This window comes from Streptomyces sp. NPDC034085, from assembly GCF_055575555.1.
In genome coordinates, this window is record NZ_JBVISL010000003.1 from 884,106 (window position 1) to 905,292 (window position 21,187).

Genomic DNA, 21,187 nt, shown 5'->3' on the forward strand with positions numbered 1-21,187 from the left:
GTGCGGGCGCGCAGCGGTCAGAGTTTGACGGCCCCCTCGCCCACTCCCTTGAAGAAGAAGCGCTGGAGGGCGAAGAAGAGCAGCATCATCGGGACGAGCGCGGCCATGGCGCCGGCGGCGACGATCCGCTGGTCGCTGGTCGTGGTGGCGCCGGCCAGGGTCTTCAGACCGAGCTGCAGGGTGTAGTGGTCGCTGTCGGTGAGGACGAGCAGCGGCCACAAGAAGTCGTCCCAGGCCCCCATGAAGCTGGTGATGCAGACGACGGCCAGGGCGCCCCGGGCGGACGGGAGGAACACCCGGGTGAAGCGGGTCCACTCCCCCGCACCGTCCAGGACCGCCGCCTCCTCGATCTCCTTGGGCACGGCGAGGAAGGCCGCCCGCATGATCATGATGTTGAGGACGGAGACCGCGCCGGGCAGCCAGACCCCGACGAGGGTGTCGATCAGGCCCATCCCGCGCACCGTGAGGAACATCGAGATCATCACGGATTCGAAGGGGAACATCAGGGTCGCCACCAGGACGGTGAAGACCGCCTCGCGGCCCTTCCAGGCGGCCCGGGAGAGGGCGTAGCCGCCCATCGCCGCGAAGAGCGCGTTGGAGGCGACCGCCAGCACCGCCACCACCAGGGTGTTGCCCACGTACTGGACGAGCGGGAAGGACTCGGCGACGCGCAGGTAGTTGTCGAGGGTGGGCCGCGAGGGGAGCAGCCCGTCGTAGACGTTCTCGGTGCGGCCGCGGACCGACGTCAGGAACTGCCAGACGATCGGCCCGAGCATCAGGACGAGCGTCAGCAGGAGCACCGCGTAGCGGACGGCGAGGCCCGTCCGGAGGCGCCGGCGGCCGGTCCCGGTGGTGGTCACGTAGCTCCCCCCTTCGTGAGCCTGTGGCCCAGCAGGCTGAAGGCCAGGGTCAGGAGGAACAGCAGGAGGGAGAGGGCGCAGGCGTAGCCGGTCTCCCCGGCGAAGCCGAGGCCGACCTGCCGGATGAGGAACGGCAGGGTGCGGGCGCCGCCGCCGGGGCCGCCGCTCTCGCCGCCCAGGATGTAGATCTCGGTGAAGACGCGCAGTGCCGAGATCGCGGAGAGGGTGCCCACCAGCAGCATCATCGGCTTCACCTGGGGGACGGTGATGCTGAAGAAGCGGCGGACGGGGCCGGCCCCGTCGAGCGCGGCCGCCTCGTGGAGGGAGGCGGGGACGTTCCCGAGGGCCGCCAGGTAGAAGACCATGTAGTAGCCGAGGCCCTTCCACACCGTCACGAACATGGCGGAGACGAGCAGCAGGGTGCTGTCGGTGAGGAAGGGGACCGGCTCGGAGATCACGCCGATCGCCCGGAACACGGTGTTGACCAGTCCGTCGCTGCGCAGCACCCACTGCCAGATCAGGCCGACGACGACGGCCGAGGCGATGACCGGGGTGTAGAACGCGGAGCGGAAGAAGCCGATGCCGGGGACCTCCTCGCGGACCAGGACCGCGAGGGCCAGCGGCAGCAGGACCAGGCAGGGGACGACGACCAGCAGGTAGAGCACGCTGTTGCCGGCGGCGGTCCAGAAGTCCGGGTCGCCCAGCGCGCGCGTGTAGTTGTCGAAGCCGACGAAGGAGCCGCCGCGCAGGATCCGGGCGTCGGTGAAGGACAGGACGACCGTGTTGAGGAACGGCCAGATGCCGAACAGGGCCGCGGTCACCAGCCCGGGGGCGAGGAACAGGTAGGGGGTCCACCACCTGCGGTGCACGAGCCCGGTGTCGGCCTCCATGGCCCGGCGGGACCGGCGCAGGCGCCTGCGGTCGCGCCGGGCGGCCGCCGCCGCGGCGCGGGCGGCGGGAGCCGCCGGGGCGGGGGCCGTCACGAGCGGTTCCCGGCGGCGAGCAGCCGGTTGGCCTCCTCCTGGGCCCTGCGCACCGCCGCACGGGGGTCCTGCTCGCCCTGGATGGCCTTCTGCACCTCCCGCACCACCGCGTCGCCGACCTGGTTGGTCCACTGGACGGGGGTGTTGGCGTCGAGGTCCGCCGTCTTCAGCTGCTCGGCGCCGATGGCGCGGGCCAGCGTCTCGGGGTCGTTGCCGTCGCCGCGGTCGGTGAAGCGCGGGTCCGCCAGGCCCTTGGCGTTGGAGGGATAGATCGTCGCGTTCCGCGAGAACTCCACCTGGTTGGGGCCGTTGGTGACCCACTCGGCGAACTCCGCGGCGGCGTCGGGGTGTTCGGTGTCCTTGCGGATGCCGAGGGACTGCGCGTAGATGCCGATGTGGCCGAGCGTGCCGGTGACGGCGCCCGCGACCCGGGTGCGTGCGTAGACCTGCGGGGCGTTCGTGCGGATGTCCCTGACGAAGCCCGGGGAGCCGGGGCCGAAGACGAGTTTGCCCGCGCCGTACAGCTGGTTGATGTCGTCGGCCTTCAGGAGGGACTCCTTGGGCATGGCGCCCTTGGCGTAGAGGTCCTTCATCCGCTCGACCCAGGCGACGGCCCGGTCGGTGTCGAAGGTGAACCGGTCCCGCGCGTCGTTCAGCAGCGGGACGCCCATCTTCTGCCAGTCGCCCGGCAGCCGGCCCTTGGGGTCGGCCATGAACGCGGCGTACCGGCCGCCGGAGCGCGCGGCGATCTGCTCGGCGTAGTCGAAGAACTGCTCGACGCTGGTCGGGGGCTTCTCGGGGTCCAGGCCGGCCTTCGCGAACAGGTCCTTGTTGTAGGTGAGGATCTCGGGGGTCACGTACCACGGGTAGGCGTACACGCCGTCGCCCTTGCCGGGCAGCCTGAACTGCTCCCAGGCACCGCGGACGTACTCCCCCGCGGCCTTCCCGTCGAGCCGGGCCACGTCCGCGAGCATCCCGCGGTCCCCCAGGAGCTGGAAGGAGTCGGTGGAGAGGTTGACCACGTCCGGCAGGGCCCCGGCCTGGGCGTCGGCGACGAGCTTCTCGTTGTAGCCGTCGCCGGGGACGTCCTCCCACTTCACCCTGACGGCCGGGTACTTCGCCTCGAAGGAGTCGATGACGCCCTGGACGTAGGCGGTGAACTTCGGTTTCAGCTGGAGGGTCCGGAAGGTGATCTCGCCGGACACCTCGCCGGTTCTGCGGGCCTCTTCGGCGCCCGCGCCGCCACCGCCGAGGCCGCATCCGGCCGCCGACAGCAGGCCGGCGGCCACCAGCGTGACGAGGGCCGTGCGGGTCGCGGGGGAACGCGTCATCGTCGCCGCCTTCGGGAGAGGTTCCGGCTCCGCTGCCGGAGGGCGGTGCCCACGCTGGCCGCCCGGGAAGGGGCCGTCAACGAGGCCTGCGCCCCGTTGGCCTAAAGCGGTTCGCCGCCCGCACCCGCCGCTCGCGCGGACACCGCGGCGCGGGCCCTGCCCGGGCCATTAACACGGGGAGGGGGCGGCTGCCAGGCCTTCACCGGCCTCCGACCCGAACGGATCATGGATTTTGCTTGATCAACGCAATGTGATGCAGTGATCACCCACCGTTTCCACCCGCTCGCGAAGGAACCGCCATGCGCACGGTCCGAGAGTCGGTCCTCGACGTCCTGCGAACCCGTGGGATGACCACGGTCTTCGGCAATCCCGGGTCGACGGAACTGCCCATGCTCAAGCAGTTCCCGGACGACTTCCGCTACGTCCTGGGGCTCCAGGAGGCGGTGGTCGTCGGCATGGCCGACGGCTTCGCGCTCGCCTCCGGCACCACCGGCCTGGTCAACCTGCACACCGGCCCGGGCACGGGCAACGCGATGGGCGCGATCCTGAACGCCCGCGCCAACCGCACCCCCATGGTCGTCACCGCCGGCCAGCAGGTCCGCGCCATGCTCACCATGGAGGCCCTGCTGGCCAACCCGCAGTCCACCCTGCTGCCACAGCCCGCCGTGAAGTGGGCGTACGAGCCGCCGCGCGCGGCCGACGTCGCCCCCGCCCTGGCCCGCGCCGTGCAGATCGCCGAAACCCCGCCGCAGGGGCCGGTGTTCCTCTCGCTGCCGATGGACGACTTCGACGTGGTGCTCGACGAGGCCGAGGACCGGGCGGCCCAGCGGACCGCGGCCCGCACCGTGACGCACGCGGCCGCCCCCTCCGCCGAGGTGGTCCGGCGGCTGGCCGCGCGCCTGGCCGGTGCCCGCAGCGCCGTCCTCGTCGCCGGCAACGACGTCGACGCCGCCGGGGCCTGGGACGCCGTCGTGGAACTGGCCGAACGCACCGGCCTGCCCGTCTGGTCGGCGCCCACCGAGGGCCGGGTCGCCTTCCCGAAGTCCCACCCCCAGTACCGCGGGACGCTGCCGCCGGCGATCGCACCGCTGTCACGCTGCCTGGAGGGCCACGACTTGGTCCTGGTGATCGGCGCCCCGGTGTTCTGCTACTACCCCTACGTCCCCGGCGCCTACCTGCCCGAGGGCGCCGAGCTGGTGCTGCTGACCCGGGACGCGGACGAGGCCGCCCGGGCCCCCGTCGGGGACGCGCTGGTCGCCGACCTCGCCCTGACCGTACGGGCGCTGCTGGCCGAGCTGCCCGTACGGGAGCCGGCGCCCCCGGCCGGGCGGATCGAGCGGGCCGAGTCCGTCGCGGACGTGGACGGGGTGCTCACCCCGCTCGCCGCCATGACGGCCATCGCCCAGGGCGCCCCCGCCAACACCCTGTGGGTCAACGAATCCCCGTCCAACCTGGGCCAGTTCCACGACGCCACCCGCATCGACACCCCCGGCTCCTTCCTCTTCACCGCGGGCGGCGGTCTCGGCTTCGGTCTCGCGGCGGCCGTGGGCGCCCAGCTCGGCGCCCCCGACCGGCCCGTGGTCTGCGTCATCGGCGACGGTTCCACCCACTACGCCGTGCAGGCGCTGTGGACCGCGGCCGCGTACAAGATCCCGGTCACGTTCGTCGTCCTGAGCAACCAGCGCTACGCGATCCTCCAGTGGTTCGCCCGGGTGGAGCGCGCCCAGGGCGCCCCCGGGCTCGACATCCCGGGCCTGGACATCGCCGCCGTCGCCACCGGCTACGGGGTGCGCGCCCACCAGGCGTCCGGCGCCGGCGAACTGTCCAAGCTCGTGCGGGAGTCGGCCCTCCAGCAGGACGGGCCGGTGCTCATCGACGTCCCGGTGACCACCGAGCTCCCGACCCTGTAGCCCTCCCGGCTCCCCCGCGCCCCGCCCCCGACCCACCGCACCGCACCGCCCCGGAAGGCCGGCATGCCCCCCACCAGCGACACCTCCCTGCTGCTCGACAGGCTCCGCACCGCGCTCCCCGAAGAAGCCCTGCTCACCGACCCGGCACAACGCGCCGCGCACTCCCGGGACTCCGCTCCCTTCTCCGCGTGCGGCACCCCTGCCGTGGTCGCCGTCCCCCGCACGGCCGCGCAGGTCGAGCACGTCATGCGCACCGCCTACGCACTGGACGTCCCGGTCGTCCCGCAGGGCGCCCGCACGGGCCTGGCCGGCGCCGCCAACGCCGTCGACGGCTGCGTGGTGCTGTCCATGACCGCGATGGACCGGATCCTGTCCGTCGACCCCGCCAACCGCCTGGTGCGCTGCGAGCCCGGCGTCACCACCCGCCGGCTGGCGCAGGCCGTGGCCGCGCACGGGCTGACGTACCCGCCCGACCCGGCCTCCTGGGACCGCTGCACCATCGGCGGGAACATCGCCACCGGCGCCGGCGGCATCTGCTGCGTCAAGTACGGGGTCACCGCCGACTACGTCCTCGGGCTGGACCTCGTACTGCCCGACGGGCGGCGGATGCGTACCGGCCGGGACACCGTCAAGGGCGTCGCCGGGTACGACCTGACGCGCCTGATCGTCGGCTCGGAGGGCACCCTCGCGGTCGTCGTCGGCGCCACCCTCGCCCTGCGGCCCGCCCGTCCGCCGGCGCTCTCGCTGCTGGCCCAGTTCCCCACCCTGACCGCCGCCGGGGACGCCGTCGCCGCGATCACCGCCGCCGGCCACACCCCGTCCGCGCTCGAACTCCTCGACCGGGCCACGACGCAGGCCGTCGTGGACCTCGGCACCCATCCGCTGCTGCGCCCCGGCAGCGCCGCCACCCTGATCGTGGAGAGCGACACCGCCGACCCCTCCCGGGACCTGTCCGCCATGGAGCTCCTCTGCAAGGAGGCCGGCGCCGAGCACATCACCACCTCCGCCACCGGCGAGGAGGCGTACGAGATCATCGAGGCGCGCCGGCTGGTCAGCCCCGCCCTCGCCGCGTACATGGCCGCCCGCGGCGGCGGGCTCACCGCCTTCATCGAGGACGTCGCGGTGCCCCGCAGCGAACTCGCCGGGCTCATCGGCCGGATCGAGGAGATCGCCGACTGCTACGGCCTTAAGGTCTTCACCCTCGGGCACGCCGGGGACGGCAACCTGCACCCCACGGTCGTCTTCGACCAGAACGACCCGGACGAGCTGCGCCGCGCCCAGGAGGCGTACGACGCCATCATGGACGCCGGCCTGGAACTGGGCGGCACGACCACCGGCGAGCACGGCATCGGCACGCTGAAGCGGGACTGGCTGGAACGCGAGCTGGGCCCCGTCTCCCTGGAGCTCCAGCGCGGCCTCAAGCGACTCTTCGACCCGAAGAACCTGCTCAACCCCGGCAAGGTGGTCACGGTATGACGCAGTCCACGGACACCGCTGACACCGCGCGGGGCGAGGCGCCCGCGCCGCTCCCCGTCCGGGCAGGCCTGGCGGAGACCGTCCGGTTCGTCGCCACCCACACCCTGCCCGTGTTCGTCCGCGGCGTCGCCAGCCCCCGCTTCCCGGTGATGGCCCTGTACGCCCGGGTGAACCAGCCCGCCTGGTCGAACGCGACCCTGCGTGCGATGAAGGCCCGGCACGGCGGCGCGCCCGTCATGGTGCGCGCCCTCTCCGGCGAGATGCTCGTCCTGTTCGACCAGGCCGACATCCGGCGGTTCTTCGAGGAGCCCGTCTCGGACCTCGCCATGGACGCGGACGACAAGCGCGCCAGCCTGTCCGTCTTCGAGCCCACCGGGGTGATCTGCTCGCACGGGCGGGTGCGCGAGGACCGGCGCCGGGTCAACGACCACGCCCTCGCCGCCGACCAGCCGGTGCACCCCTCGTGCGAGCCGTTCCGGACCGTCGTGGAGGAGGAGTGCCGGCGGCTCACCTCGCGGCCGGTCGTCGACTTCCCGCTGCTCTGGAAGACCCTGACCCGCATCTCGCGGCGGGTGGTCCTCGGCGACCAGGCGCGCGACGACCAGGAACTGTCCGACTGGCTCGCCACCCTGCGCGGCCGGGCCAACTGGATGGGCCGCAGCAAGCCGGAGGCCGCCAAGGCGCTCTACTCGAGGATCGAGGCCCGGATCGCCCGGTACGCGGCCGACGCGCCCGCGCACACCCTGGCCGCCCGCGCGCTGGCCGAGCCCGCCCCGGAGGGCACCGACCCGCTGGGCCAGACCCACCACTGGCTGCTGGGCATCGACCTCGCCGCCCCCGTCGTCGCCCGCACCCTGCTGCTGCTCGCGCACCACCCGGCCGAGCAGGAGGCGGCCCGCGCGGAGGCGGCCGAGGGGGTCCCCGGGCTGCCGAGGCTGCGGGCCTGCCTGGAGGAGTCGGTGCGGCTGTACCCGATCGTCCCCGACCTCGTACGGGTCACCCGTACCGAGACCGAGTGGCGCGGGGTGCGGTACCCGGCCGGCACCAACGTCCTGGTGCCCATCGGGTTCCACCAGCGCGATCCCGGACAGGTCGACGGCGGGAACCTCTTCGCGCCGGGCCGCTGGCTGGCCCCGGACGCCCACCGGGACACCCGCATCGCCCCGTTCAGCCACGGCGGCGCCCGCTGCCCGGGCGAGTACGTGGCCCTGCTGCTGACCTCCCTGGTCTGCGCCGAGGTGCTGCGCGGCCACCGGCTCACCGGGGCCCGTCCGGTGCTCGACCCGGGGCGTCCGCTGCCGGGGGTCATCGACACGGCCGGTATCCGGCTGCGCCTCGGCCGGCTGTAGGAGGAGCCCCGCCATGACCGAAGCCGACACGTCCGTGACCCAGCCGGACGTCGCCTCCCTGCACCACGTGTGCCGCGAACTGGCCGAAGCGGCCGACGCCGTGCGCGAGGCGGCGCGCTACGCCTCGCGGGTCGCCCTCGGCGCCCGGCTGCCCCTGGCGGCGGCCGGCCCCCGCCGGGCCCGCGCCGCCCAGCGCGACCTGCTCAGGACCCTCCTGGACCGCAGGGGCCTGGGCTGGGCGCCGCAGGGCGGCAGCCCGCTCGCCGCGGCCCTCTGGCTGGCCGGGGTGCTCACCAGCCGGGAGAGCCTGGCGGTGAGCCTCGCCGTCGCCGGCCTCAAGGCGCGGATCCGGGCGGCCGCAGTACGCCACCCGGAACTGCTCGACAACCCCACCACCTCGCGGGTGCTGCGCGCCATCGAGGAGGACCGCCAGACGGAGGCGGTACGGCTCTTCCGGGGCCTGCTGACCGAGAAGGGCGCGGAGTACGCCCTCGCCCTGCTGGCGCCGTCCTTCACCGACATCATGGCCTGGAACGCGCTGACCGACGAGAACCCCTTCAACGACACCGCCGGCTGGCAGATCGCCACCGGCCGGCCCCTGACCTCCGACTACTTCGCCGGGGTCAGCAGCTCGGTCTGGGCCCTGCTCAACCGGGGCCGGGGCCGCGCCGAACCGCACACCCCCTCGGCCGCGCTGTTGGGCAGCATCGACACCTCGGGCACCATCGTCGGCTACGTCCGCAACATCGGCCGGATCGGCACGCGCGGGCTGCTCCTCGTCCAGGAGGTCACCGGCCCGGACGGGGAGCGCCGCTACGTCGTCCAACTGGCGGGCATGGGCCCGCGCTTCAACCAGGAGGGCCCGCAGGACCTGCTCGGCGGCATCGACGCGGTCGGCTCCATCGACACCACCTACACCCGTGCGGTGGTCCGGGCGCTGCGCCGGCTCGTCCCCTCCGGCGCGCAGATCGCGCTGGTCGGCCACAGCCAGGGCGGGATCACCGCGATGAACCTGGCGGCGAGCCGTGACGTCAACGCCCTCTACACGGTGACGCACGTGGTCGCGATCGGATCGCCCATCGACCAGAAGCGGGCCGCCGATCCGCGCACCCGGGTGGTCTCGCTCGTCAACGAGCACGACATCGTGCCCAGCCTGGAGGGCCGCTCGTCGGTGTCCCCGTACGCACTGCCCCGGCAGTTCACCGAGTTCACCTGGACCGACGACACCCACTCCTTCCCGCTGTGCCACGCCGCCGAACGGTACGCGCACAACCTCGAACACGACGTCCCGCACGCGCGCACGCACGTCGACTCCGAACTCGCCGCCTTCCGCGGCCGGGTCACCGGTACGCATCTCTTCACCCTCCACGACCGCTGAGGACCCCGTATGACCGACACCGCGTCCCACACCCCGCCGCCGGACACCGCGCCGCCCGCGCCGGAGCCGCCCGGGCAGGGCGCCCCCGCGCACCGGCCGCCGGCCGCGCCGCCGCGGCCGTACGGCCCGCCCGGCCTGCTGGAGCGGCTGGGGTCGGCGGCCTTCGCCCGCGTCAACCGCACTCGCGAGTGGTACGAACTGCCCGGCCCCCTCGGCCTGCTGAACCTGTCAGTGATCCGCGAGGACCTGCGCCGCCACAACCTGCACGACACCTTCGGCGCGGGCGGCGAGCGCGACCGGCGGCCCACGAAGCACCTCGCGCCGTACCGCTCGTACGACGGCTCCGGCTACGACCCGCACGACGAGGACATGGGCCGGGCGGGCACCCGCCTGGACCGCAACTCCCCGCTGCACCTGGCCCATCCGGACGAGGAGGAGGAGCTGCTGGCGCCCAGTCCCCGCGAGGTCAGCCGGCACCTGCTGGCCCGGCGCGGCTTCACGCCCGCCCCCACCCTCAACCTGCTGGCCGCCGCCTGGATCCAGTTCCAGAACCACGGCTGGGCCAACCACGGCGACAACGAGGAGGCCGAGCCCTTCACCGTCCCGCTCGCCGCCGACGACGACTGGGCCGAACAGGGCGGCACCTGCCCGATGCGGATCAGCCGCACCCGCCCCGACCCGGTCGCCCACACCACCCCCGACGCCCCGCCGACGTACGAGAACACCGTCACGCACTGGTGGGACGGCTCGCAGGTCTACGGGTCCGACGAGGCCCGCTGCCGCTCGCTGCGCACCGGCGAGCACGGGCACCTCGCCCTCGACGGCGGGCGGCTGCCCACCGACCCGAGGCCGGGCATGGCCTGCCTCGACGCCACCGGCATGAACAGCGACTACTGGACCGGCCTGTCACTGCTGCATACGCTCTTCGCCAAGGAGCACAACTCCATCTGCGACCTGGTCCGCTCGCACCATCCGACCTGGGACGACGAGCGGCTCTTCCACACGGCACGGCTGGTCAACACCGCCCTCATGGCGAAGATCCACACCGTGGAGTGGACGCCGGGCGTCCTCGACCACCCGGTGGTCCACCGGGCGATGCGGGCCAACTGGTACGGGCTGCTGCCCCGCTGGGTGACCAGGAACGTCGGCCGGATCGGCGGCGAGGCCCTCAGCGGCTCCCGGGGCTCGGCCACCGACCACCACGCCGCGCCCTTCTCCATGACGGAGGAGTTCGTGTCGGCGTACCGGCTGCACCCGCTGATCCCCGACGAGATCACCGTCCGCGACCACCTGCGCGGGGCCCGGCGCGAGGTCATCGGCTTCGACGACATGCAGGGCGCGACCACGCGCACCGCGATCGACGCCTACGGGATGAGCGACCTGTTCTACACCTTCGGCGTCTCGCACCCGGGGGCCCTGGTCCTGCACAACCACCCGGACGCGCTGCGCAACCTGAAGCGGCTGTCCGGCGAGCACATCGACCTGGGCACCGTGGACGTCCTGCGCGACCGCGAGCGGGGCGTGCCCCGCTACAACGCCCAGCGGCGGATGCTGCGCAAGCGGCCCGTCACCTCCTTCGAGGAGCTCACCGGGGGCCACCCGGGCGACACCCCGCTGCTGCGGGAGCTGTACGACGGCCGCCTCGACCGGGTCGACACCCTCGTCGGGAACCTGGCCGAGCCCCGGCCGGCGGGCTTCGGGTTCAGCGACACCCTCTTCCGGGTCTTCGTGCTGATGGCCAGCCGCCGCATCAAGAGCGACCGGTTCTTCACCACCGACTACCGGCCGGAGGTCTACACGGCCGAGGGCCTGCGCTGGATCGACCGGAACTCGATGGTGACGGTGCTGCTGCGGCACCACCCCGAGCTGGCCCCCGCGCTGGCCGGAGTGGCCAACGCCTTCGCCCCCTGGAAGGAGCGGGCATGACCGGTCACCCCGCCGACGGCCTGCGCGGCCACGCCGCCGCCCTGCGCGAGCGGGCGGACCGGCTGCGCGGCGCCTGTGACGGCCTGGAGTGGAAGGGCCCGCAGGCCGACGCCTTCCGGGCCCGCGTCGACGAACTGGCCCGGCGGTGCGCCACGGCCGCCGACGGGCTGTCGCGCTCGGCCGCCCGGCTGGACGGCCGGGCGGACTGACGGCACGGCGGCGGACGGCGAGGGGCCCGGGCGCGTGCGGTGCGGAGCTACTCCATGCGGTACTGGGCCTTCTCCGCGAGCCTGCCGTCCTTGAAGCAGAAGCGGAGCACGTCCTCGGTCTTCCCCTCGGCGGCGGAGAGGTACCAGGCGCACACGCTGCCGGCGGGCTGCGCCGGGCCGCCTTCCCTGAGGACGTCCTTGACGAAGGTGTCGCCCGAGGGGAGCTTCGCGCGGACCTCGGCCTCGGCGTCGCCGACGCGCACCTCCTCGTAGACCTTCGGGTCGAGCAGGGTCCTGTCGGCCACGTCGAGCACCTTGGACGCCCCGAAGAACAGCGCCACGAGGGCCCCCACCCCCAGCACCAGGGCGATACCGCACCCGATGAGACAACCCTTGCGCTGAGCCATGGCCCCGTTCCTCCGTGCCCTCGACGTCCCGTGCGGTGCGCACCGGTGGGTCAGAGCCTCGCAAGGGCGGGGCGTGCGCGCCGTACTCGAAAGTCGTCGGACGCGGCGACGATCGTCGCGGGGCGGCGGGGAGGGCGGCTGCGGCCATATTGCTGGTCATCGGGCCATAACCCGCGACATGTGTTGACAGCGGGTACGCACACCGCTGCACTGGGCCACGACGCCCGTCGGTACTCCCCCACGAAGGAGACCCGTGCCGCCTCGCCTGCGCGCTTCGCTCCCCTGCCTGACCGCGGCCGCCCTGCTCGCCCTCGCGCTCGGGCCCGCTCCGGCGGCGGCCGAGCCGACCGCGACCTGGGACACCCCGCTCGCGCTCACCCCGCCGATGGGATGGAACAACTGGGCGCACTACATGTGCGACATCGACGAGGCCAAGGTGGTCGCGAACGCCGACGCCCTCGTCTCCAGCGGTCTGGCCGCCAAGGGCTACGACACGGTGACCGTGGACGACTGCTGGATGCTCAAGGAGCGCGACGCGCAGGGGAACCTGGTCACCGACCCGGGGAGGTTCCCGCACGGCATGGCCTGGCTCGGCGAGTACCTGCACGCCAAGGGGCTGAAGTTCGGCATCTACGAGGACGCCGGGTCCCTCACCTGCGAGCGCTACCCGGGCAGCGGCTCCCCCGAGGGCGGCGGCCCGGACCACTACGCCCGCGACGCGCGGCAGTTCGCGTCGTGGAAGGTGGACTACGTCAAGATGGACGGCTGCAACCTGTGGGTGCCGCCGGGGAAGACGAAGGAGCAGGCCTACCGGGACGCCTACCGGTCCGTCGCCCGGGCGCTGCGCGACAGCGGCCGTCCCATGGTGCTCTCCGCCTCCGCCCCGGCCTACTTCCAGCAGGGCGAATGGGGCGGCTCCGACTGGCACAGGGTTCTGGACTGGGTCGGTGAGAGCGGGCAGTTGTGGCGCGAGGGCCGGGACATCAAGGTGTACGCGCCGAGCGCGCCCGCCGCCTCCCGCTGGAGTTCGGTGCTCGGCAACTACGGCTACAACCGCTGGCTCGGCCGGTACGCGGGCCCGGGGAACTGGAACGACCCCGACTTCCTGATCGCGGGCGCCCCCGGCCTCACCGACGCGGAGAGCCGCAGCCAGGTCGGGCTGTGGGCGATGATGGCGGCCCCCTTCATCCTGTCCTCCGAGGTGTCCGCGCTCACCCCGGGCGGCCTCGCGGCGCTCGGCAACACCCGGCTGATCGCGCTGGACCAGGACCCGATGGGCCGGCAGGGCGCCGTGGTCTCCTCCAACGCGACCTTCGAGGTGCTGGTCCGGCCGCTGGCGGGCGGGGACCGCGCCGTGGCCGTGCTCAACCGCTCCGGCAACGCGCGGGACGTCTCCGTACCGCTGGCCGACGTGGGGCTGCCGGGGGCGTGCGTGGTCGACGCCGAGGACCTGTGGAGCGGGCGGCGCGGCGAGGTCGCGGACGCGCTGACCGGCCGGCTCGGCGCGCACGACACGATGGTGTGGCGGCTCACCCCGCGCGGCTGCGGCGCGGCGGTGCCCACGGGGCAGATCAACGGCCTCGGGGCGAAGTGCGCCGACGGGGCCACCACCAGCGGGGTGGGCGCGGTCGTCCTCGGCACCTGCACGGCCGGGGCCGACCAGCGCTGGACCCTGGGCGGCGGCGGGCGGCTGCGCCTGGCCGGCGAGTGCCTCACGGCCGGCGCGGGCGGCCTGGTCGAGCTGGCCGGCTGCGCGCCGGACGGGCGGCGGGCCGGCCAGAGCTGGAGCCACCGGCGTGACGGGGCCCTGGTGGAGCAGGCGAGCGGGCTGTGCCTGACGGCCCCGGCCCCGCCGGCCACCCCCGACGCCCCGGCCGAGCGGCTGCGGCTCGCCGCCTGCGGCGACCACCGGGTGGACCAGGCCTGGTCGCTGCCGGTCTGAGGCTCCGGCGGCCCGCGGCTCCGCCACGGGCCCCGCGCCCACACACTTCCGGGGGAATCGGCGCGGGGCGGCCCCCGTCGGGGCGGGGCGCTGGGTTCACTGGGCTGCAGCCGAGGGGCGGCCGCCGGAACGATTCGGCGGCCGCCCCTTCGCGATGTCCCAGGGCCACCAGGCGACAGGAGTGCACCGACATGTCCGAGAGCGCGCACGAGCGCACCCAGCCCCCCGCGCCGCCCGCCGGCATCACCGACGGCGTCGTGGAGCTGCGCAAACGCCGGCCCGCCGGCCCCCTCGCGGACCCGCGCACCGCCGCGGGGCATTGCCACGGGGAGGCGGTGCGGGCGCAGCCCCCGGCAGCGGGGGTGAGTGAGACCGCATCGGCGCTACCGTGACAGGACGAAGGGGAGGTTTCCCCCTGATCCGGGCGGAGGTGGCTCCGCATGACGCCTACGCGGGACGGCCGCGGGCTCCGGCCGCGGCGCCGGGCGGCGGCCGGCGCCGTCGGCGGGCTGGCCGCCGGGTGCGCCGGGCTGGCCGTGGCGGAACTGGCCGCGGCGCTCGTACGCCCCGAGGCGGCCCCGCTCACGGCGGTCGGCGGGGCCGTGGTGGACCGTACGCCGACGGCCGTCAAGGAGTGGGCCGTGCGGTCCTTCGGCACCGCCGACAAGCTGGTGCTGATCCTGGGGACGGTGGTCCTGCTGGCCCTGCTCGCCGCGGCGGCCGGGATCCTCGCGGTACGCCGTCCCCGCGCGGGCTGCGCGCTCGCCGGCGCGGCCGGCGCGCTCGGGGCGGCGGCCGCGCTCAGCCGCCCCGAGGCGGCCTGGAAGGACGCGCTGCCCTCGCTCGCAGGCGGGGCGGCGGCGGCCGCGGTGCTGTACCTGCTGGTCTCCGCCCTGCGCCGGCCCCGGCCGGCGGCCGGTTCGAGCGGCGGTACCTGGCCCCTGGACCGGCGGGCCTTCGGCCGGCTCCTCGCGGCCACCGCGGCGGGCTCGGCGGCGGCCGGGTACGCGGGGCGGCGCCTCGGCGCCCACGGCGCGGCGGGGGCCACCGCCTCCCGGGCGGACCTGGTCCTGCCGCCCCCCGCCGCCCCCGCGGCGCCGGTACCCGCCGGGGCGGACCTTAGGGTGCCGGGCCTCGGCCCGTTCCTCACCCCCGGCCGGGACTTCTACCGGGTGGACACCGCCCTGGTGGTGCCCCGGGTGGACGCGGACACCTGGCGGCTGGAGGTCCATGGGGACGGGGTCGCCAGGCCGCTGAGCCTGACCCTGCCGGAGCTGCTCGCCCGGCCGCTCACCGAGCACGACATCACCCTGTGCTGCGTCTCAACGAGGTCGGCGGCCCCTACGTCGGCAACGCCCGCTGGCTCGGCGTACCCCTCGCGGACCTGCTGCGCGAGGCGGGGGTGAGGCCGCCGTCCCGGGGCGGGCCGGCCGACCAGCTGGTGGCCCGCTCGGTGGACGGGATGACGATCGGCACGCCCGTGGAGGCGGTCATGGACGGCCGGGACGCGCTGCTGGCCGTCGGGATGAACGGGGAGCCGCTCCCCTTCGCGCACGGCTTCCCCGTCCGGATGGTCGTGCCCGGGCTGTACGGGTACGTCTCCGCCTGCAAGTGGCTGCGCGAGCTGCGGCTGACCACCTTCGCCGCGTACGACGCGTACTGGGTGCGCCGGTCGTGGGCGCAGCGGGCCCCGGTCAAGACGCAGTCGCGGATCGACACGCCGCGGTCCTTCTCGCAGCGGCCGGCGGGACCGGTGGCCGTGGCCGGGGTGGCGTGGGCGCAGCACCGGGGGATCGCCCGGGTGGAGGTACGGGCCGACGGCGGCCCATGGCGGGAGGCGCGGCTCGGCGCCCCGGACGGCGTGGACACCTGGCGGCAGTGGGTGTGGCCGTGGCGGGCGCCGCCGGGGCGGCACACCCTGGAGGTCCGCGCCACGGACGGCGGGGGCGAGGTACAGCCGCAGCGGCGTACGGGCACGCTGCCGGACGGAGCGACCGGCTGGCACTCCGTCACGGTGGACGTCCGCCCGTAGCGGGCCGGCCCGTACCTAGTTCAGGCGCACGGGCAGGGCCTCGACGCTGTTGCCGATGAAGCTGCGCTGGTGCGGGAGTCCGGCCTCGGGGACCGCGAGGTCGAGGCGGGGGAAGCGGGTGAAGAGCCGTTCCAGGGCGATGGTGGCCTCCAGCCGGGCGAGCGGCGCGCCGACGCAGTAGTGCGCGCCGTGCCCGAAGGAGAGGTTGCGGGAGGCGCCCGGGCGGGTGACGTCGAAGCGTCCGGCATCGGGGCCGTGGAAGGCCTCGTCGCGGCCGGCCGCCGTGTAGCCGGCCAGGACGGGGGTGCCGCGGGGGATCACCGTGCCGTCGAGGGTCAGGTCGCGGGTGGGGTAGCGGAAGGGGAACCAGCTGACCGGCCCGTCCCAGCGCAGGGTCTCGTCGACCACGTCCGACCAGCTCGCCTTGCCGTCCATGATCAGGGCGAGCTGGTCGCGGTGGGTGCACAGGGCGCGGACGGCGTTGCTGATCAGGTTGAGGGTGGTCTCGTGGCCGGCGACGAGCATCAGCCGCATGGTGCCGGTCAGTTCGGCCTCGCTGAGCCGGTCGCCGTCGTCGTCGCGCGCCGCGATCAGGGCACTGGTGAGGTCCTCGCCGGGGCGGGCGCGACGGGCCGCGGCGATGGTGGTGATCAGTTCCAGGAGTTCCCGTACGGCCGCCATCACCTCGGCCGGCGGGATGTCGGTGGAGACGATCACGGTGTTGGAGAGGTGGTGCAGGCGGCCCCGGTGCTCGGGGTCGACGCCGAGCAGTTCGCAGATGACGCTCATGGGCAGCGGCAGCGCGAAGTGCGTGCGCAGGTCGGCGACCCCGTCGGGGGAGCCTTCGGCGGCCCGGGCGAGGCCGTCGAGGAGTCCGTCGGCCAGTTCCTCGACGCGGGGGCGCAGCCGTTCCACCTGGCGGGCGGTGAAGGCGTTGCCGACGAGGGAGCGCAGGCGCCGGTGGTCGGCGCCGTCGGCGGTGTGCATCCCCTGGGCGTTGGCGAAGACCCGCAGGGGCCAGTCGGCCGGGACGGTGCCGTCGTGCAGACCGGGGAAGTGGCGGGCGTCCTTGGCCACGTCGGGGTGGGCGAGGAACTCCTTCAGCGCCTCGTGCCCGAGGACGACGGCACCGGGTATCCCGCCCGGGAGGACCACCTCCGCCACCGCACCGCGGGCGCGCAGCCGGGCGTTGAGGGCGTGGGGACAGCCGCCGGCGGGGTCGATGACGTGGGCCTGGGGGTGCGCGTGCGCGGGGTCGGGTGACAAGCGGGCTCTCCTGGAGGGCGGCCGGACGGGCGAATCACGGCCAACAGTGCGACCTGGAGGGCGGGTTGCACAAGCCCGGCCGGCCCGGCTCTGCCGGGAACCGGGGGCCGGCCCGCCGCGCGCCGCGCCGCCGCTGCCGCAGGGGGGCGGGAGCAGGGCGTAGGGTCGCCGCATGCCGGAACACGAACGGGATCTCACGGGCAGGGTGGCCCTGGTGGCCGGGGCCACGCGGGGTGCGGGACGGGGAGTGGCGGTCGAGCTGGGCGCGCGCGGAGCGACGGTCTACGTGTCGGGACGCAGCACGACCGGGCGGCGTTCCGAGTACGACCGGCCGGAGACGATCGAGGAGACGGCGGAGCTGGTCACGGCCGCGGGCGGGCGGGGCGTGGCGGTGGTCGCCGACCACCTGGTGCCCGCGCAGGTCGAGGCGCTGGTGGGGCGGATCGACGCCGAGGAGGGCCGGCTCGACGTCCTGGTGAACGACATCTGGGGCGGGGAGCGGCTCTTCGAGTGGGAGAGCACCGTCTGGGAGCACGACCTGGACAAGGGGTTGCGGCTGCTGCGGCTCGCGGTGGAGACCCACGCCGTCACCAGCCACTTCGCCCTCCCGCTGCTGCTGCGCGAACCGGGCGGGCTGGTGGTGGAGATGACGGACGGGACGGCCGAGTACAACGCGGACCACTACCGGGTGTCCTTCTTCTACGACCTCGCCAAGTCCTCGGTGCTGCGGATGGCGTTCGCCCTGGGACACGAGCTGGGGCCGCGCGGGGCTACGGCGGTGGCGCTGACCCCGGGCTGGCTGCGTTCGGAGATCATGCTCGAGGAGTTCGGGGTGGCGGAGGAGAACTGGCGCGACGCCCTGGAGCGGATGCCGCACTTCGCGATCTCCGAGACGCCCTCGTACGTGGGGCGCGCGGTCGCGGCACTGGCCGCCGACCCGGAGGTGTCCCGCTGGAACGGGCAGTCCCTCTCCAGCGGGCAGCTCGCGGGCGTCTACGGGTTCACGGACCTCGACGGGAGCCGGCCGGACGCGTGGCGGTACCTGGTGGAGGTCCAGGACCCGGGCCGGCCGGCCGACACCACCGGCTACCGCTGAGCCGGCGACGGGCGCCGGAACAGGGCGGTCCACAGGAAGGGCTCCCCGAAGTACGGGGACCGGGCGTCCTCGTCGCGCATCCGGCGCAGTTCGGCCTCCTCCAGGCCGGAGAAGATCCAGCGCAGGGACTGCGGGGTGTAGGCGAGGCCGCCGCCGAGGCCGCCCTGCCGGTAGAGGTCCGCGTCCGCCGACTCTGAGCCCATCGCGCCGGAGGCGAAGCAGGTGAGGGCGAGGTGGCCGCCGGGGGCGAGGACGCGCTCCAGGAGGGCGAGGTAGCTGACGCGCCGGTGGGGCGGCAGGTGGTGGAAGCAGCCGGAGTCGTACACGAGGTCGTACGGGCCGCTCAGCTCCACGCCGCCCGGCCGGAAGGCGTCGCCGCAGTGGAAGCGGATGCCGGTGGCACCGGCCTCGCGGGCTCGCTCCCCGGCCCAGGCGACGGCGGTCGAGGAGAGGTCGACGGCGTCCACCTCGAAGCCCAGGGAGGCCAGGTAGAGGGCGTTGCGTCCGGGCCCGCACCCCAGGTCGAGGGCGCGACCGGGGGTGATCAGCCCGCGTTCGGCGTAGGAGGCCAGGTTCTCGTCCGGCTTCGCCACGAAGAACGGCACGGGCTTGGAACGGTCCGCGTAGAAGCCGTCCCACCAGGAGGCGCCGCCGTCCGTCCAGCGGTCGGCCTCCTTGGCGAACAGGCCGTCCAGGAGGTCCAGTACGTCCTCCACCGAGCGTATGTTGCGTTCCATCAACTCCCCTTTCCCGAGGGGGAAATGGTAGCGCGACAGGGCATGAAACCGCAGGTCGGAGGCGGTGCCGGGAGGTCGTGGGCGGGCGTCTGGAGGCCGCCGGGAGGGGCCCGGGGCCGCCCAGGCCCGGGCGGGGGGCGCGGCCGCACGCGCGCCCCTGGGAGGCCGTCACGGGGGCGGTTCGGGGTGCGCCCGGGCCGCTTTCCGCACGGAGTTCGGAGAAGGGTGTACGCATGATGCGTACAGTGTCCGCAAGCCGTTACTGTGGGGGCATGTCCTCTACAGAGCAGCAGACCGCACAGCCCGTGCCCTCCGTCTGGACCCGGCCCCGCCGCCGGAAGGAACAGCCCGCGCTCAGCCAGGATCAGATCGTCGCGGCCGCGGTGCGGCTCCTGGACGCCGAGGGCATCGAGGCCCTGAGCATGCGCAAGCTCGGCACCGAGATGGGCACCGCCGCCACCTCGCTCTACCGGCACGTGGCCAACAAGGACGAGCTGATCGAGCTGGTGGTGGACGAGGTCTACGGCGAACTGGAGCTGCCGGAGCCCGGGGGCCCGGACGGGTGGCGCGAGGCGCTGGCGCAGTGCGGGCACAGCCTGCGGGACATGGTGCTGCGCCACCCCTGGGTGGCCTCGGTCCTCGGCCAGGTCGGGCTGGCGTACCTGGGGCCGAACCTGATCCGGATGTCGGACCGGCTGCTGACGCTCACCCTGTCGGCCGGCTTCCCGCAGCGCGAGGCGGACCTCGCGGTGAAGGCCGTCATCTCCTACGTCATCGGCGCCACCACCAGCGAGGCCTCCTACCTCTCGCTCCTCGCCCGCAGCGGGAAGAGCGAGGCGGAGTGGCTGCGGTCGCTGCTGCCCGCCGCCGAGGCGGCGCTGGAGGACCACCCGGTCGTGCGGGACCACGCCTCGGCCCTGCGCGGCCAGGACCCGGCGCGCATGCGCGAGGAGAACTTCGAGTACGGCCTCCAACGGGTCCTCGACGGCCTCGCGGCGCGCCTCACCCGGCGCTGAGGCGAGGGGCCGGGGCACCCCGGCCAGGGACCGGCGCCGGACCGGCCCGACCCGGTTCCGGCGGCGGCCAGCGCCGGCCCGCGTCCCCGGTCAGCCGGGGCCGGCCCCGGGTTCCGGGAAGGTGAGCTCGCGGTCCTCGCCCAGCGGGGCGAAGAACCGCTCCACCGCGGCCGCCCGCACCTGGACCAGGGCGGCCGGGGACCAGCGCGGGCGGCGGTCCTTGTCGATCACCTGGGCGCGGATCCCCTCCACCAGGTCGGGCGCGGACAGCGCGGCGCTGGAGACCCGGTACTCCTGCTCCAGCACCCGTTCCAGCGAGTCCAGTTCGCGGGCGCGGCGCAGCGCGGCGAGGGTGACCTTGAGGGACGTGGGGGACTTGGCGTGCAGGACCCCGGAGGCCTCCCGGGCGGCCGCCTGGCCCGAGCCGCACAGCCGGGAGTGGATCTCCTCGACGGTGTCGGCGGCGTAGCAGCGGTCGATCCACTCCCGCTCGGCGGCCAGCGGGGCAGCGGGGGTGGTGGCGCCGTGGAACTTGCCCAGCACCTCGGCCACGGGCGCCGCCACGAGCTCCCGGGTGAACTCCTCCAGCCAGTCGGAGGGCAGGTAGTGGTCGGCGAGTCCGCACAGCAGGGCGTCGCCGGCTCCGACGGCGGTACCGGTCAGGGCGAGGTGGGTGCCGAGTTCACCGGGGGCGCGGGAGAGCAGGTAGGTGCCCCCGACGTCGGGGACGAAGCCGATGCCGGTCTCGGGCATGGCCACGCGGGAGCGTTCGGTGACGATGCGGACGCTGCCGTGGGCCGAGAGTCCGACGCCGCCGCCCATGACGATGCCGTCCATGAGGGCGACGTACGGCTTGGGGTAGCGGGCGATACGGGCGTTGAGCCGGTACTCGTCGCGCCAGAAGGCGAGGGAGCCGGTGGTGCCGGCCTTCGCGTCGGCGTGGATGGCCCGGATGTCCCCGCCGGCGCAGAGGCCGCGCTCACCGGCCCCGCGCAGGAGGACCTGGCTGACGGCCGGGTCGTGCTCCCAGGCGGTCAGGGCTTCGCCGATCCGCAGCACCATGGCGTGGGTGAGGGCGTTGAGGGCCTGGGGACGGTTGAGGGTGATCAGCCCCGTACAGCCGTCGGTCTCGATCAGAACGGTGTCGTCTTGGGTCACGTGCGCCAGTATGTCTCTTCCGTCGCCTTATGAAGATCTTTTCTGACGATCATGTCAACTCTGCCCGGATTCGCGGTGAACGGGCGTACGGACAGCGGTCCGGCGCCGAAC

At 74.4% G+C, this 21,187-nt stretch carries 17 protein-coding genes and 1 pseudogene; 11 read left to right on the forward strand and 7 right to left on the reverse strand.

Annotated features, from left to right (window positions below; translation table 11 throughout):
- Positions 1-17: 17 nt before the first annotated feature.
- Genes ACZ501_RS14290 through ACZ501_RS14300 form a run of 3 tightly spaced genes read right to left on the reverse strand, consistent with a single transcriptional unit; the run spans position 18 to position 3,174 of the window.
- The gene (locus ACZ501_RS14290; RefSeq protein WP_361604115.1) at positions 18-860 is read right to left on the reverse strand and encodes a carbohydrate ABC transporter permease; all 843 of its coding nucleotides are present in this window, start codon (positions 858-860) and stop codon (positions 18-20) included.
- Positions 857-1,843, reverse strand: coding sequence for a carbohydrate ABC transporter permease (locus ACZ501_RS14295; protein ID WP_468795284.1), 987 nt, complete (start codon positions 1,841-1,843; stop codon positions 857-859). Before ACZ501_RS14295 ends, ACZ501_RS14290 begins: the two co-directional genes overlap by 4 nt.
- Positions 1,840-3,174, reverse strand: a complete 1,335-nt coding sequence (locus tag ACZ501_RS14300) for an ABC transporter substrate-binding protein (protein WP_468795287.1) — start codon at positions 3,172-3,174, stop codon at positions 1,840-1,842. Before ACZ501_RS14300 ends, ACZ501_RS14295 begins: the two co-directional genes overlap by 4 nt.
- Before the next feature lie 299 nt (positions 3,175-3,473).
- Here ACZ501_RS14300 and mdlC point away from each other — a divergent pair, with 299 nt between their 5' ends.
- The 6 genes from mdlC (at position 3,474) to ACZ501_RS14330 (ending at position 11,422) form a co-directional block, all read left to right on the forward strand.
- On the forward strand, positions 3,474-5,084 hold the full coding sequence (mdlC, locus tag ACZ501_RS14305; RefSeq protein WP_361604121.1) for a benzoylformate decarboxylase: 1,611 nt from the start codon (positions 3,474-3,476) through the stop codon (positions 5,082-5,084).
- A 63-nt stretch (positions 5,085-5,147) separates the two neighbouring features.
- Positions 5,148-6,560, forward strand: a complete 1,413-nt coding sequence (locus ACZ501_RS14310) for an FAD-binding oxidoreductase (RefSeq protein ID WP_468795290.1) — start codon at positions 5,148-5,150, stop codon at positions 6,558-6,560.
- Positions 6,557-7,909, forward strand: a complete 1,353-nt coding sequence (locus ACZ501_RS14315; protein WP_468795293.1) for a cytochrome P450 — start codon at positions 6,557-6,559, stop codon at positions 7,907-7,909. Before ACZ501_RS14310 ends, ACZ501_RS14315 begins: the two co-directional genes overlap by 4 nt.
- A gap of 13 nt (positions 7,910-7,922) precedes the next feature.
- Entirely contained in the window at positions 7,923-9,287 is a 1,365-nt protein-coding gene (locus ACZ501_RS14320) for an alpha/beta fold hydrolase (protein ID WP_362461438.1), read from the forward strand.
- A gap of 9 nt (positions 9,288-9,296) precedes the next feature.
- Positions 9,297-11,213 carry a peroxidase family protein gene (locus ACZ501_RS14325; protein WP_468795296.1) on the forward strand — a complete coding sequence of 639 codons (1,917 nt, stop codon included), beginning with the start codon at positions 9,297-9,299 and terminating at the stop codon, positions 11,211-11,213.
- Entirely contained in the window at positions 11,210-11,422 is a 213-nt protein-coding gene (locus ACZ501_RS14330; protein WP_361604135.1) for a hypothetical protein, read from the forward strand. The genes ACZ501_RS14325 and ACZ501_RS14330 overlap by 4 nt, the downstream gene beginning before the upstream one ends.
- 47 nt (positions 11,423-11,469) lie before the next feature.
- On the opposite strand, the gene ACZ501_RS14335 is transcribed toward ACZ501_RS14330, so the two are convergent.
- On the reverse strand, positions 11,470-11,829 hold the full coding sequence (locus tag ACZ501_RS14335; RefSeq protein ID WP_361604138.1) for a hypothetical protein: 360 nt from the start codon (positions 11,827-11,829) through the stop codon (positions 11,470-11,472).
- Positions 11,830-12,082: 253 nt separating this feature from the next.
- On the opposite strand from ACZ501_RS14335, the gene ACZ501_RS14340 reads away from it, so the two are divergent.
- The 3 genes and pseudogenes from ACZ501_RS14340 (at position 12,083) to ACZ501_RS14350 (ending at position 15,803) form a co-directional block, all read left to right on the forward strand.
- Entirely contained in the window at positions 12,083-13,771 is a 1,689-nt protein-coding gene (locus ACZ501_RS14340; RefSeq protein WP_468795298.1) for a ricin-type beta-trefoil lectin domain protein, read from the forward strand.
- Positions 13,772-13,962: 191 nt separating this feature from the next.
- A complete protein-coding gene (locus ACZ501_RS14345) occupies positions 13,963-14,163 on the forward strand; it encodes a hypothetical protein (protein WP_468795301.1) in 201 nt (66 codons plus the stop codon).
- A 48-nt stretch (positions 14,164-14,211) separates the two neighbouring features.
- Positions 14,212-15,803: pseudogene (locus tag ACZ501_RS14350) on the forward strand (molybdopterin-dependent oxidoreductase).
- Between the two features lie 15 nt (positions 15,804-15,818).
- Here ACZ501_RS14350 and ACZ501_RS14355 read toward each other — a convergent pair.
- Complete coding sequence (locus ACZ501_RS14355) at positions 15,819-17,069, reverse strand: cytochrome P450 family protein (protein WP_468795304.1); 1,251 nt, start codon at positions 17,067-17,069, stop codon at positions 15,819-15,821.
- Between the two features lie 172 nt (positions 17,070-17,241).
- Here ACZ501_RS14355 and ACZ501_RS14360 point away from each other — a divergent pair, with 172 nt between their 5' ends.
- Positions 17,242-18,165, forward strand: coding sequence for an SDR family oxidoreductase (locus ACZ501_RS14360; RefSeq protein ID WP_361607005.1), 924 nt, complete (start codon positions 17,242-17,244; stop codon positions 18,163-18,165).
- Here the strand turns inward: ACZ501_RS14360 and ACZ501_RS14365 are convergent.
- The gene (locus tag ACZ501_RS14365; protein ID WP_361607008.1) at positions 18,156-18,902 is read right to left on the reverse strand and encodes a class I SAM-dependent methyltransferase; all 747 of its coding nucleotides are present in this window, start codon (positions 18,900-18,902) and stop codon (positions 18,156-18,158) included. The genes ACZ501_RS14360 and ACZ501_RS14365 overlap by 10 nt on opposite strands.
- A 272-nt stretch (positions 18,903-19,174) precedes the next feature.
- Between ACZ501_RS14365 and ACZ501_RS14370 the strand changes: the two genes are divergently transcribed.
- The gene (locus tag ACZ501_RS14370; protein WP_361607011.1) at positions 19,175-19,918 is read left to right on the forward strand and encodes a TetR/AcrR family transcriptional regulator; all 744 of its coding nucleotides are present in this window, start codon (positions 19,175-19,177) and stop codon (positions 19,916-19,918) included.
- Between the two features lie 90 nt (positions 19,919-20,008).
- Here the strand turns inward: ACZ501_RS14370 and ACZ501_RS14375 are convergent, their stop codons facing one another.
- The gene (locus ACZ501_RS14375) at positions 20,009-21,085 is read right to left on the reverse strand and encodes an enoyl-CoA hydratase/isomerase family protein (RefSeq protein ID WP_468795522.1); all 1,077 of its coding nucleotides are present in this window, start codon (positions 21,083-21,085) and stop codon (positions 20,009-20,011) included.
- Between the last annotated feature and the right edge of the window lie 102 nt (positions 21,086-21,187).